A 14034-nucleotide genomic window follows, 5' to 3' on the forward strand; every position below is an offset into this window, starting at 1 on the left:
AAAATTCATGCTAATAAACCCCGGGTTACGCTTCGCTGCACCCAGGCTACAAAGTTCTCAGATCTACATTTTATTGTTTTCTTTTTTTAATTTTTTTATTCGAGGTATACAAAAAATCGATTGCACTACTGGTATCGCTGTTGCTTATTTGAATACTAAAAAATCTGTTGAGTAAATATCTGAGTGTCAACATATTCGTATCTGTTTGTGAGAGGCCAATGTTATAGCTTAAATAAAGGCGTTTTGAGAGCGATTTTCCTACCACAAAGGAAGTGGTGTCACTTGAAGTATTAGTGATTTGATTGTAGTTCGTATTGGTTTGTACATTAAAATCAATGCCTGCGGTTTGTTTGAGTTGCTCCAAAAGTTGGAGACTATTTGTGGTGCTTCCCAGGTTCATAGAAGATATCGCTGCTAGAAGTAATTGTCCTCCAGCCTTATTTGCCTGGTTTGCTGGACGCCTTAGAACAAGCATGGAAAGAATATCTGCTTGTGAAAGAACAGCAGGCTCAGAAAATAATTGAATTTTAGGACGCGTTAACCGGCCGCTTACTTCTACTCCTAAAATCATGGTTTCCCCATAATTAATATTTTGAAGATTAGTGCTGTTAAAATCTAAAAGTTGGCTTGAACTTTCAAAAGTAGTAGGTGAAGTACTAATTTTTTTTGCAGCACGAACATTAATAACTGGATTAGAAATAGGTCCGCGAGTAAAAATGAGCTGGCCCTGTTGTATTGCTAAATCTTGCCCATAGGCTTTATAAGTACCGTCTCTAACTGATAATTCCCCATATGCATTGATTGAGCTCTGTTGTGATCTTTTTAGATGCAGTATTCCCTCCAAATGTCCTTTTAACCCTTTTACATTGACTGCCACTTCTTTCCCCATTTCAAGATCAATATCCATGTTGTTAATCAGGGTAAAGGAAGGTGATGGTTTTTCTTTGCGTTTATAAACCACGTCATCAGGTAAAGAAAGGCTGTTATGGAATGTGCGCGGTTTGATTTCAGCATAAGGAACTAAAACAGTACCCGAAAGAGTTTGGGTCGTTGGTGTTACATGAAGATTGAGTTTGGGTGAAATATGGATTTTGTATTCGCTTGTTTGGACTAATGGAAAATCATTTCCTTCCAGGATGAAATCACCTGTAAATCGGGAGCTTAAATTTCCTTTTCCGGTAAGTGATAAATGATGGCCCGAAGATACTGCAGAGCCTGTTGCTTCCCAAGCACGTTCTTTGCCTTGGACATTTATCTCAAGCGCATCAAGATTAAGCCCTAGTTTGGGTAAGGATAGACTGGTTTTACTGAGCAGAAGTTGGCTTTCGATTTTTCTTTTATTCACTGTACCGCTTACTTTTAATGAGGCAACTAATTGTCCTTTGAGCTTATTAATTTCCGGACTGATTTTTTGTAAAAAGTCTAAAGAGTTTATTTTCAGTGATAATTCACTACTTATTGGTTGATTACCTTTTAAGCCAGTATCAAGAGCGAATTTTGGTAGTTTAAACTCCAGGTTTAAATTTTTATATTCATCAATGGCCAAAATGCCAGAACCTTTAAGTTTGTCCGGTGAAAGGATAACTTTTAGAGAGCCGCCTTTAAATTGGAGACAAGGTATGGTGTCATTATTAGGTATCTGGTAAAAACCTGGATGTATCGTGAGCAGTAAATTTCCCTGATTTTTAGCGGTGATCTCACCTTTGGCAGATAAACTGGTGTATAAACCAGCGTGCTGAGACGGTATATTTTTAGGTTGCGTCAGATTCGCATCAAATGTCCACTCCCATGGCAAAGTCCCACGAATTTTTGCATCCATCAACCAATGATCTTCTGGTTCAGTGGTTGCTTGCGAGTGTAAATTGATTTGCATATGGGGTAAGACACCGGTAGCAGTGATCGTTCCTTTTTCACTGACCATGATTTTATTTTGTGCTATTTTCCACTGCATGCCATGCCATTTTGCAGTGACTAATTGACTCTCTCGCAAAGGATGGGGATGCCATTGGATGTCTAGTTGTTCTATGTTTAGTTTAAGCGATTTATTCTGATACTCAAGTCCACTCAAGACAAAGTGATTGAATAAGCTGCCCTCAATTTGTCGAATTTTAATAGTGCCTGGTAGGTATAAATGACCGAATTGAATAAGAGTACGTAAACCTGGTTTTGTTTCTAATAAAAATAAACCCACTCCACCCAATAAAATGAGAAATAAACAGCTAATATAAAGTATTTTAACTAAAACTCGGAGGGTCTTTACCAGGAATCGCTTCATAAGTCAGGCCCCATGCTAATCACCAAACGCGGACCATTGCTGTCACGATGCCATCGATTATTAATTGCCTGTGCTAATCCTACTTTAATTGGACCTAGAGGTGAAACCCACATTAAACCACCGCCTGCATCATAATAACTTTTAAGAGGAGTTGGATTGTAAATCGCTCCTGCATCATAAAATGCAATCAAGTACCAATTTTTTTTGGTTTCTTTTTGAATTTCAAAACCAGCATAACTTATTATTCTACTAGGACCAATTGAATTAAAACTAAATGCTTTTAAATTATCCGTTCCTCCTAAAAGTAATGCAAGTGATAAAGGCTGCTGGTTAATATTATTGATCGCAGTAAATCCTTGGATTGCATGTCCGTAAAGACGTAAACGAAGTGGTTCAATTCGCATTGCAGCTTTCAAGTCTAATGAAGCTTGGGCAAAATTTATGGTAGATAAAAGGATTTGATTTGCAGTAAGACCATTAATCGTGACGTTATATCCCGAGGGTGAAAAGAGTAAATCTTGAGTTTTGCTCCACGTAAAAGTTGCCTTAGGATAGAGTAGAAATTGTTTTGTATTTTGCTGAAATGCGTAATGAAATCCTTCATAAAGAGTATTTACGGATAAAGTACGTTGGTAATTGGTTATTCGATGTTGTTGTGCAAGTGATATAAGAAACGAGTTACTGTATCCCGCACTATAATTTAAATTCGAAAAATTGCCTGTCAGTGTATATTGATCCTGAATAGGATTTTTACCTGGAATAACATACTGGGCTTGTAATGCATTTTGCACAAAAGAACCTTGGGCCATAAGATTGAATTTATGCCCTTGGCGATTGACGGGTACTACATGCAGTGCAGCGCGACCGCGAACTCCCGTATCCGTTCCATAGCCTGCACCCAGAGTATAAGAGTATTTGGATGCAGGCTCAGTATAGATTTTTACAGGCACTGTTGGGTTTTCTGTAATTTGGGGTTTTACAAGTACAGAACTAAAATAACCGCTATTTGATAAGTCGTTATTTAACTGGAGTATTTTATCAGCTGAATAGACTTGTCCAGGATGAAATGGAACAAAACGATGCAATAACTTAGGATTGATGTACGTAGGGTTAAATTGTATTTGCCCAAAATAATATAGAGGGCCTGTGTCAAGAACTAATGTGATTTCTGCTGTATAACTGTCTTCATCAATTAAAATTTCACTTTTTTTAAAGCCTGCACGCATATAACCTTGGGTTTCCGCAGCATCAAGAAGTTTTAATTTAGTTTGCTCGTATTGTTCGGTAAAAAGTGGAGATCCTTGTACTAACGGTACATTTTTGACTGTATCGCGCAGAATAGGGTTGCGTGAACCTTCACCGATAATCTCAACTTTAATTCGCGAAATCATGATTTGTGGGCCTGGATGGATGACAACAGTCAATTGGCGTGCATTAGCTCTTTGTAGTTTGGCGTCTGCCTTAAAGTAACCAAAAGGTTGAACCGCCTGAATTACTTGATCTCTTAACTCGTCTAGGCTGAATTGAGCAAGGGGTTTTAATTTTTGTAATTCATTCAAACGCTTTTCAACATTCGCTTCGACTTTTCCAGAAACTCCATAAATTGTAATGGATACTGAATCATTGCTTTTAGCAAATAATGTAAAACAGGTAATGAGAAGTATCAGGTAGATTAGTTTTTTCATGCAGTCTCAGTGCCTTTTCCACCAAAAATGTTCCTGCTGTATCAGAAAACTCTTTAAGAATATACCACTTAATCGAGAGGAAGGGCTAGGGTAATGAAAGGATATATAATCGCCACCATTGATATTTTTAAATTAGCATGTTAAATAATTACGCATCGTAAGGATTTGATTCTTGCTACTAGACAGTTTGATATTTGTGCTTATTCAAAACTGAGTTTCATAATTACAGTGAGTTGAAAAATTTATGGGTTTTCCTATTTCGCAAAGTGAATTTGAAAAAATTTTAGATGATTTTTTACAATACAAAAAAGGGCTACCTCCAAAATCCAAATTTCCACTGGCTGCTTATTTAAAAGGAAAAGGTTATTCGGCCGTTTTACAGAATCTCAATTTCGCAGTTCCGAATAAAACAGTCAGTCTGATACAGATGCAACGAGCGGATGGTTCGTTGGCGAGCGCCACTAAGTTGCCTCGTAGAACGAACTTATTGAATGATATTGATTTTACGGGTTGTGAAATAAAAAACTGTCAGTTTGATGAATGCGATTTATCCGGATCGATTTGGGATGACCAAGACATTCGTGATTCTTCTTTTAATAATACTGTTATTAATCATGCATCATTCCATAGGGTTCGTTTTATTAATAATCATTTTACGCAGACTACCTTCGATTACAGCAGGTTAAATGATCTACTTTTTGTAGAAAATATTTTTATTCGTACTAGTTTTAATTATTTAAAGCAATTCCATAAAGTAACGTTTAAAGAGTGTCATATTCAACAAGTTCCCATGTTAGGAGGTACGAGTGCCACGGAGGTTATCATTCGTAATTCTCCTGAAAAGAAATTGTCTAAAATAAGCGGGCTGTTAGTTGATAAAAAGATTGCTATGGAGAGGGTTAAAAAAACAAATCCTAAACCTGCAATATTAGTATCTTGGAATAATGTGACTCCTTTGATGTCAGCAACAGTCGCGGAGAAAATGCTCTTAGCACATGGGATGTATCCTGTTCGCATGGATATAACGCCAAAGGTAGATGCTGAGATATTAGAGAAAGAAGTAAACACGCTAAACATATTAACCCAAAAAAGATTACAGCAATTAAAAGATGAAGTGTTAGAACACGTCAAAAAACTTGCAGCAAGAGCTCCATGTGAACAAAATATATCTTCTCTTTTTGCAGCAGAATGGAAAAAGCAAGGTATTAGCTTTCCTCTTTTGATGATCCAAATTATGCGAGAGGAAAATGCTAAAAATCCATCTGCATTTCCACAAATGGCGGCTCTTTATCAACATGCAAAAACGATTTTTGATCAGGTAGATGGTATCCTGTTAACAGGGGGGCAAGATATGGACCCTCGTTTCTATGGAGAAGAACGCCATCCTAAAACGGGTTTACCCAACTATACTGATTATCCAAAATTCAGTGATCCACGTCGTGATGTTCTTGAATTTTGTTTAGTCTATATGCAACAACGTGCATCTGCACCCAAACCGTTATGTGGTATTTGTCGTGGTTCCCAAGTGATTGCGGCCTCATATGATGCAACAATTTATCAAGAGCTTGATTCTCCAGAAAGACGTCAATATTTGGTTGAAGAGATACAGCCGAAAAGCGTGAGGGAGACTGCTCCTCTTTATTCAACAAGCAGAACCTTAGCATCAGTGATAAAAGATGAAGAAAAGCTCAATGTTCTATTTATGCATCATCAGGGATATGACTTAGGACGAGCTTATGGTGTTGAAGCCACTGCTTCAAAGAAAACCTCGGGTGGCAAAACAATTGATACAGTTGGAGAAAACCTGCAACAGAATATTACTCTGGTGCAAGCACATATCGAATATTACATGGACCAGGAAGAGGGAGGCATACGAGGATTTTCTCCATTTGCTAGTGCGGAAGCAGCAGAAAGTATATTTAAGCAATTTCAAACCAGAGTTTCGGCTTATTGTCAAAATCAGCGGTTATTAAAGTATTTAATTCCCAATATGTTTTTTACGACAAATGTCGTACTAAATGAACAGTCAAAATACACTGCTGCAATTTCAGCAAATTGTATGGCTTGAATAATGACATCGTTAGACTTAATTAGGTATCAACAGTAATGTAGATACTGTCTTTAAATGCAATCTTTTAACGAAATTTAGGTTGCTTGTGATCGTTGTAGCCTGGGTGCAGCGCAGCGAAACCCGGGTTACGGCTTTGCCTTCACCCAGGCTACAACTAATGAATCACATAATTCTTTAATTTTACCAGGGCTGCTGGTAGCGAGAATAATTTCGTTCCTAATTTAGTCCACAAAAAAAAGTAGTAAATGTAGATACTGTCTATGCATCTACTGTTTCCATCCTCTTTAACCGATAAATCAAATCAAGGGCTTCCCTTGCAGTCAACTGATCCGGATCAACTTGAGCCAGTTCATGCAAAATAGGTGATCGAGGTTGTACTTGAATGGTTGCTTGTGTTGGACTGACTGAGGGCGTATGATTTTGCATATGATTTAAGTGCGCATGAGCAATTTTTAAAACTTCAGTAGGTATCCCAGCAAGTTCTGCTACTTCAAGTCCATAACTTCGATTTGCATGACCTGGTTCTACCCGATATAAAAAGATGATACGACCCGTATCCAATGATGCTTGCAAATGAACATTCCGAATGCAGGACCATTGTTGGGGAAGATTGGTTAACTCAAAGTAGTGCGTAGAAAATAAAGTATATGCTTTAATGGTCGTAGCCAGATAAGCACAGCTGGCATAAGCCAAAGCCATCCCATCATAGGTGCTGGTACCGCGGCCAATTTCATCAATTAAAACAAGACTCTCATGGGTAGCTTGTCTTAAGATTTGTGCGGTTTCCGTCATTTCAACCATGAAAGTTGAACGTCCAGAAGCTAAATCATCACTGGCGCCAATACGGGTAAAAATTCTATCGATAGGCCCTAAAGTCGCCGATTTAGCAGGTACAAAACTGCCAATATGAGCTAGAAGTACAATTAATGCAGTTTGTCGCATGTAGGTGGATTTACCACCCATATTAGGCCCGGTAATGAGCAATATATTTTGCGATGGCTTGAGGTGTAAGTCATTCGCAATAAAACGTTCTTGCAACAAATGTTCAATTACTGGATGACGACCTGCTTCAATGGAGATTTGTGATTCAGGGACAAGGTTAGGTCGGCACCAGTTGAAACTTTGAGCTCGTTCTGCAAGAGTTGTTAATACATCCAATTGGGCCAGTGCTTGTGCTAAAAGCGTTAATTCGTTTATATTGTGCTGGATTTCCATCAATAGATTTTCGTAGAGCCATTTTTCGCGTGCCAAAGCCTTAACTTGTGCTGACAATACTTTCTCTTCGAATTGCTTTAACTCGGGTGTGATATAACGCTCCACATTTTTTAAAGTTTGTTTTCTATGGTAATGAGGAGGTGCTTTTTCCGATTGAGTTTTAGAAAGTTCGATGTAATAACCTTGTACATTATTGAAGCCAAACTTCAATGTGGATAAGCCCGTTTTTTGCTTTTCTTCTTGTTCTAAATGCACGAGTTTATCATTGGCACGTGTGCTGAGCATCCTAAGTTCATCTAGTTCTTCATCAAAACCTTGGGCGATAACCCCACCATCACGGATTAATACGGGTGGATTTTCTATAATTGCCGAAGCGAGCAACTGTTGTAGCGACGGTAACGGTTTAATGTATATTTTTAATTGTGCAGTGAGTTCGCTTTTGTGATTATCAAGTACGGAGTTCAATTCTGGAAGTAACGCTAAAGTATGGCTTAAAGCGACCAAATCACGTGGACGGGCTGATTTTAAAGCAATGCGTGAGACAATTCGTTCTACATCACATGTTTGCCTCAGCAATTCATAAATAGATATGCCTCGTTGAAAACGGATGATTTCCATTATGGCATCCTGGCGTACCTTAATTTGGTCATGTTGTTTAAGCGGTCTTCCTAACCAACGTTTGAGTAAACGACTCCCCATGGAACATGCAGTTTTATCCAATAGCGATAATAAGCTGTTTGCATGGTTGCCACTCATATTTTCAAATAATTCAAGGTGTTTTTGTGTCGAGGCATCCAGTTGCAAATAATCATGGGTATGTTCAAGCGTCATTGTTGTTAAATGAGGAAGTGCTTGTTTCTGTGTCGCCTGTAAATAGGACAATAAAGCACCTGCTGCAACAAGCGCAGTAGCATGATCTTGCTCACCAAATGCACTAAGATCATTTACTGCAAATTGCTCACATAAGAGTTTTTTTGCATTATCAAAGCGAAATTCCCAACCTGGTCTCAGTTTAATTGGGAAGTTCAGGCAGTATTCTTCCAAGGGGGATGTTTCTTGCAAAAGCAATTCGGCAGGCTGCAATCGAGTCAGTTCCGCGCTGAGCTGATTTGTTTCCGTTAATTCCAGTAAATGAAAGCGGCCACTACTGAGCTCAACCCAGGCTAGGCCAATTTTTTGTTTTTGGTGGTGAATTGCTAGTAATAAATTATCTTTTTTAGCATCTAAAAGTGCTTCATCAGTTACTGTTCCTGGGGTGATAATACGAGTTACCTGACGTTCAACGGGGCCTTTGCTGGTTGCAGGGTCTCCTATTTGTTCACAAATAGCTACTGATTCGCCTTTTTTGATCAATCTTGCCAGGTAATTTTCCACAGCATGATAAGGAACACCGGCCATGGGAATTGGTTTGTCAGCAGATTGACCACGATGGGTCAAAGTGAGATCCAATAATTGTGATGCACGTTTGGCATCATCAAAAAATAATTCGTAAAAATCGCCCATACGATAGAGCAAGAGCATATCAGGATATTCTGATTTAATGCGTAAATACTGTTGCATCATTGGTGTATGGGATGTGGTCATGAAGATTTTTGGGCTTGAGTTGAATGTGTGGCGATTTTAGCAAAATCATTTAAGGTAGAGTAGTGGCTATTTTATATTCATCAAAATGAACAGAGATGTGGTATTCTTACCCGGGTTAAAATTGCTGAGTTTAGTTACAATGAAGTTGCTAAAAGAAAATTTATTTATTATTTACCAATATTTGGTAAAGCAAACGGAGGATGCCAGTCATCAAATTACACTGTTTGGCGTAGTGATGATGATTAATTACCCACTCTTTGGCGTTTTTTGGAAACTAGAAAGTTTTCAGATGAGTGAGGAGTTTTTCTTACGACTTACTGCCGCGTTTCTCTGCGCTAGTTTGGCTGCAAATCGATTTTGGCCTCAGGCATTACTAAAATTTTTACCTGTTTTCTGGTATGTTGTTTTATTATTCTGTTTACCTTATTTTTTTTGCTATTTAACGCTCATTAATCATTGCTCAACTATATGGTTAATGAATTGTGTTTCTGCCATTTTTTTCCTTTTATTGGTCACCAGTGTTTTAGGTTCCCTCATTCTGCTTTTTCTAGGGTGTGGACTGGCTTTTTTCTCTTATTTTTTATCGCATCAAATGCTTGAATACGTCCCGGGCAGTATCTCCTTATTTAGTTTATTGATTACTTTTATTGCCGCAATAATTATAGGTACCTTATTTGCTCGAGATAGGGAAATTATTAATGCCGGACGACTTTCAGGTATGCGTATGTTAGCGAGCAGTATTGCTCATGATTTGCGTACACCACTGGCAAGTATTTATTTGCAGGCTGAATTACAGGAAATTATCCTAAAAAAAATTAAAAATTCAGAGATACGAAAAGATTTACAAGAAAGCTTAAATAAAATTACTCGTGGGATAGAAACAAGTAATCGTCTAATTAGTATGCAGTTGAGCACTATCAAACATAACAAATTCAATACAAGTAATTTTGCTATTTATTCAATCAAAAATTTAATTGAAAAATCGTTGGACGATTATCCTTTAAAGGAAACTCAAAAGTCACTCATCCACGTACATTATGAGAGCAACTTCTCAATTTGGTTAGAGGAGTTAGCATTCAAAAATCTACTCTGGAATCTACTAAAAAATAGTCTTGAATATATTGAAGAAATGGGTAAGGGAATAATTTCCATTTGGTTGGAACTTGGCGCAGAAAAGGATAATTTTAATTACCTGCATGTCAGAGACACTGCCAGGGGAATGTATTCTAAAAACTTCGAAAAAGTTTTTGACAGCTTCTATTCCGAACGCAAAGATGGAACAGGGTTGGGGCTGGCTTATTGTAAATTACTGATGCAAGATGCTGGTGGTGATATTTGTTGTAAAGGTGAGTTGAATGAGTTTGCGCATTTTATTGTGAAATTCCCTAAAATCGATTAGGGTCTATCCCATTTCGCTAGCTTAAAAGTATTGTAGTATTGTAGCCTGGGTGCAGTGCAGCGGAACCCGGGATTTAGAAGTTTATTCATGTTAAGAAAACCCGGGTTCTGCTGCGCCGCACCCAGGCTACGTGAATACATGATTTGATAAATTGCGCCACATTTGATGTTGATGTGTATAGATGAAATGAAGTGATTGAATTACTTTATCTGGGTTTTTTTCCCATATAGGTAAAATTAATTCTAATGTGGAATCAAAGTGGGTTACGTGAGCATGCACTTTAAAAAAAGTACTTGCGTGTTGAGATAAATTAATCGAGTCAGCCAATTGAACTAAATGGAGATAGTCCAGATTGTCAAGACGTTCATAGGCAGCAAAAGCAGCTATTCTTTCTTCTTCATCATGTTCTGCAAGCCATTGCAGATGAGTTTTATTGAAACCTTTTGCAAAGGGTAGGTAGTTCGTTTCATTAATGATTTCATCATGAATGTCCACACCACATTCTTTGGCAAAGCGTTCAAAGAGCATTTCATGAGAAAATCGACTCCCTATTCCCAATTCTTCATGGATATTTTCTAAAATTATTTTTTTAGTTAATTCGCTACAGGAAAAATTGGCAATGTACCACACAAAATTAATAAAATGCCCTCGTAGATGATAAAAAATTGAAGCAAAATTTTTTTTTTGAGTAGCACTCCAAGAGCATGTTTTTTCCGGATCAAACAAAGGAATGAAACTAAGCGATTGCCGATAATCCAAATCAGCCTGATGAAGAAAATGTTGAAGTGATTGAAACTCGACAATTAAGTAGTTTGACATAATGTAATTTTTACTTGAGTAATGTGTCTGTAAAGCATAGAAAACCTTAGCATAGGGACAAATCAGGAAGCAATTATTTTTGCATGATTGTCTCTTTAAACTTCAATAAATATCCCTAGCTTCAAGAATAGAAACTGGGATATTATCAATTATTTATAATGAACTGGCAAAGGAAAATGCTATGTTAACTGCAAAAGATGTTAAGACTGTTGAGGATGCAAAACAAATTATTGAAGAGCGTAATTTGACCCATGTCAAGGTTGGTTTATTTGATATGGATGGGGTGATGCTTGGAAAATATATGAGCAGAAATAAATTCTTCTCGGCTTTGGACAATGGTTTCTCTTTTTGTGATGTGATCTTAGGTTGGGACTCCAAAGATAAACTCTATGATAATGCGAAATATACGGGTTGGCATACAGGTTATCCTGATACTTCAGTACGCATTTTGCCAGAAACATGTCGAGATCTTGTTTTTGAAGAGAATCAGCTGTTATTTATGGCTGAATTTTCTGGAGAAGCAGAAAACTTATGCCCTCGAGCGTTACTTCGCCGAATTGTTAATAAAGCAGATTCAATGGGATTTGGGGCTTATGCGGCATTGGAATACGAGTTTTTCATGTTTGATGAAACGCCTGACAGTATACGCTCTAAAGGCTTTCGTGATTTAAAACCCATGACCCCTGATTTTTTTGGCTACTCGATACTTCGCAATACCGTTCATGCGGACCTATATCATCAAATCCTTAATATGAGCGAGATTATGGATTTTCCAATTGAAGGTTTGCATGCAGAAACAGGTCCAGGGGTGATTGAAGCAGCTATTGCCGTAGATAAAGCTGCTGAAGCTGGGGATAAGGCAGCTTTATTTAAAACATTTATGAAGGTTTTAGCGCAGCGAAACAATAAGATAGCAACTTTTATGGCTAAATGGTCACCCCACTATCCCGGACAAAGTGGACACATCCACCTATCCCTGCGTCATAAAAATAATAAAAGCAGTGCTTTTTATGATCCCGCGATGCAACATAACATGAGCAAAATTCAGAGACATTTCGTGGCAGGGCAACAAAAACTCATGCCCGAATTTTTAGCGATGGTTGCTCCCACAGTAAACAGTTTTTCTCGCCTCATTCCAGGTTTTTGGGCACCAACGGATGCAACATGGGGTGTAGAGAATCGTACAACGGCATTACGTGTTATCCCTGGAAGTGATAAATCGCAACGAGTCGAGTATCGTCTAGGTTCTGCGGATTCGAATCCCTATTTAGCGTTGGCTGCAGCTTTAGGCTCAGGTTTGTATGGAGTTGAGCATGAGCTGGAACCCTATCCAGAAATTAAAGGTAATTCTTATACCCAACACCATCAAGCTGAGCTTGTTCTGCCACGAACTCTTTGGGAAGCAGCCGCTCGTCTTAGAGAATCAAAGGCCGCCCGTACTTTATTTGGCGAACCATTTGTGGCGCATTTTGCTGCTTCTCGCGAATGGGAAGAACGAGAGTTTCGTCGTCATATTACAGATTGGGAATTGGATCGCTATTTGGAAATTATTTAACTTGGATTTTCTAGATCATGAACGATACATTGAAGACTTATTCGCCTATAGATAATTCACTTTATGTGGAGCGTACTTTTGCTCGTGATGATGAGATCCAATTCGCTTTGGAACGCGCATTAAGTGCAAAAAAACAGTGGGCTAATACCAGCTTGTCTGAGCGTGAGCACTATTGTATGGCCGCAGTAGATGCTTTAGTGGCCAATAAGGAAGAAATTGCTTGGGAAATTTGTTGGCAAATGGGAAGGCCAATTCGTTATGCTCCAGGAGAGATTGATGGCTTCGAGGAGCGTGCTCGTTATATGATTGCTGAAGCAAGTACTGCACTTGCGCCGATTATGTTGCCTGAAAAAACGGGCTTTATTCGTTACATCAAACGAGAGCCATTAGGACTCACATTTGTAATAGCTCCTTGGAATTATCCTTACCTTACCGCAGTGAATGCGATTATCCCAGCCATTATGGCTGGAAATGTTGTCTTACTAAAGCATTCGGCACAAACACCTCTTGTTGCTGAACGATTCGCTCAAGCATTTAGAGAAGCAAATCTTCCTGAAGGGGTTTTCCAGTATTTGCATCTGACTCATGCAGATACGGAGAAGATTTTACGTCACCCAGCAATAAATAATATTGCTTTTACAGGTTCTGTTGCTGGTGGTGGGATGGTGGAACGAGTAACCGCAGGTCGTTTTTTAAGTATCGGTTTGGAACTTGGAGGAAAAGATCCGGGTTATGTCCGTTTTGATGCAGATATTGATAAAGCGGTAGAAACGCTTATGGATGGAGCTTTCTTTAATTCAGGCCAATCGTGTTGTGGCATTGAGCGTATTTATGTTCACAAAGATGTGTATGAGCAATTTGTTAAGAAAGCAGTGATGTTTGTGATGCAATATAAACTCGGACGTCCTGATGATCCGGATACCACCTTAGGGCCACTCGTACGATCTTCTGCTGCGGAATTTGTTCGTGCCCAGATTCGAGAAGCATTAGCGCAAGGTGCTGTTGCACATATTGATAGTCAAAAGTTTGTTATGGACCAACCTGGGTCTGCCTACATGGCTCCTCAGATTTTAACGGAAGTAAACCATAAAATGCGGATCATGACGGAAGAAACGTTCGGACCCGTAGTGGGTATCATGCCTGTTGACAGCGATGATGAGGCTATTGCATTAATGAATGACAGTGACTACGGTTTAACGGCAGCTGTTTTTACTCGAGATATAGAGCAGGGGATTGTCATTGGTGAACAACTCCACACTGGAACATTTTTTATCAATCGTTGTGACTATCTCGATCCTGCCTTAGCCTGGACTGGAGTCAAAAACTCAGGGCGTGGATGTACGCTTTCTTCTATAGGATATGAGGCTTTGACCAGGCCTAAGTCTTTTCATTTAAAAACAAACGATTAGGGTCAGACCCCAGAAAGGGAGC

8 protein-coding genes are annotated in these 14034 nt (G+C 38.7%); 4 read left to right on the plus strand and 4 right to left on the minus strand.

Features of this window, described 5'->3' with window-relative positions:
* Positions 1 to 70: 70 nt before the first annotated feature.
* The gene (locus Lstg_RS00580; RefSeq protein WP_058475722.1) at positions 71 to 2275 is read right to left on the minus strand and encodes a translocation/assembly module TamB domain-containing protein; all 2205 of its coding nucleotides are present in this window, start codon (positions 2273 to 2275) and stop codon (positions 71 to 73) included.
* A complete protein-coding gene (locus Lstg_RS00585; RefSeq protein WP_058475723.1) occupies positions 2272 to 3960 on the minus strand; it encodes an autotransporter assembly complex protein TamA in 1689 nt (562 codons plus the stop codon). Before Lstg_RS00585 ends, Lstg_RS00580 begins: the two co-directional genes overlap by 4 nt.
* Before the next feature lie 244 nt (positions 3961 to 4204).
* On the opposite strand from Lstg_RS00585, the gene Lstg_RS00590 reads away from it, so the two are divergent.
* Positions 4205 to 6028 carry a gamma-glutamyl-gamma-aminobutyrate hydrolase family protein gene (locus Lstg_RS00590; protein WP_058475724.1) on the plus strand — a complete coding sequence of 608 codons (1824 nt, stop codon included), beginning with the start codon at positions 4205 to 4207 and terminating at the stop codon, positions 6026 to 6028.
* A gap of 261 nt (positions 6029 to 6289) precedes the next feature.
* Here the strand turns inward: Lstg_RS00590 and mutS are convergent, their stop codons facing one another.
* Positions 6290 to 8830 (minus strand): DNA mismatch repair protein MutS, encoded by a 2541-nt coding sequence (gene mutS, locus Lstg_RS00595; protein ID WP_058475725.1) that lies wholly within the window; start codon positions 8828 to 8830, stop codon positions 6290 to 6292.
* A gap of 139 nt (positions 8831 to 8969) precedes the next feature.
* On the opposite strand from mutS, the gene Lstg_RS00600 reads away from it, so the two are divergent.
* Positions 8970 to 10229, plus strand: a complete 1260-nt coding sequence (locus Lstg_RS00600) for a sensor histidine kinase (protein WP_058475968.1) — start codon at positions 8970 to 8972, stop codon at positions 10227 to 10229.
* 126 nt (positions 10230 to 10355) lie between these two features.
* On the opposite strand, the gene Lstg_RS00605 is transcribed toward Lstg_RS00600, so the two are convergent.
* Positions 10356 to 11048, minus strand: coding sequence for an iron-containing redox enzyme family protein (locus Lstg_RS00605; protein ID WP_058475726.1), 693 nt, complete (start codon positions 11046 to 11048; stop codon positions 10356 to 10358).
* A gap of 181 nt (positions 11049 to 11229) precedes the next feature.
* On the opposite strand from Lstg_RS00605, the gene Lstg_RS00610 reads away from it, so the two are divergent.
* Both Lstg_RS00610 and Lstg_RS00615 read left to right on the plus strand, forming a co-directional pair.
* Entirely contained in the window at positions 11230 to 12603 is a 1374-nt protein-coding gene (locus Lstg_RS00610) for a glutamine synthetase family protein (protein ID WP_058475727.1), read from the plus strand.
* A gap of 17 nt (positions 12604 to 12620) precedes the next feature.
* A complete protein-coding gene (locus tag Lstg_RS00615; protein ID WP_058475728.1) occupies positions 12621 to 14012 on the plus strand; it encodes an aldehyde dehydrogenase family protein in 1392 nt (463 codons plus the stop codon).
* Positions 14013 to 14034 lie beyond the last annotated feature (22 nt).

It is taken from the genome of Legionella steigerwaltii, from assembly GCF_001468065.1.
In the GTDB taxonomy this organism is placed as follows: domain Bacteria; phylum Pseudomonadota; class Gammaproteobacteria; order Legionellales; family Legionellaceae; genus Legionella; species Legionella steigerwaltii.

Bases quoted from the DNA above. Each gene is read 5' to 3' on its own strand.
- Lstg_RS00610 (WP_058475727.1), top strand. From the start codon at position 11,230: ATGTTAACTGCAAAAGATGTTAAGACTGTTGAGGATGCAAAACAAATT.
- Lstg_RS00585 (WP_058475723.1), bottom strand. From the start codon at position 3,960: ATGAAAAAACTAATCTACCTGATACTTCTCATTACCTGTTTTACATTA.
- mutS (WP_058475725.1), bottom strand. From the start codon at position 8,830: ATGACCACATCCCATACACCAATGATGCAACAGTATTTACGCATTAAA.
- Lstg_RS00600 (WP_058475968.1), top strand. From the start codon at position 8,970: ATGAAGTTGCTAAAAGAAAATTTATTTATTATTTACCAATATTTGGTA.
- Lstg_RS00605 (WP_058475726.1), bottom strand. From the start codon at position 11,048: ATGTCAAACTACTTAATTGTCGAGTTTCAATCACTTCAACATTTTCTT.
- Lstg_RS00590 (WP_058475724.1), top strand. From the start codon at position 4,205: ATGGGTTTTCCTATTTCGCAAAGTGAATTTGAAAAAATTTTAGATGAT.
- Lstg_RS00580 (WP_058475722.1), bottom strand. From the start codon at position 2,275: ATGAAGCGATTCCTGGTAAAGACCCTCCGAGTTTTAGTTAAAATACTT.
- Lstg_RS00615 (WP_058475728.1), top strand. From the start codon at position 12,621: ATGAACGATACATTGAAGACTTATTCGCCTATAGATAATTCACTTTAT.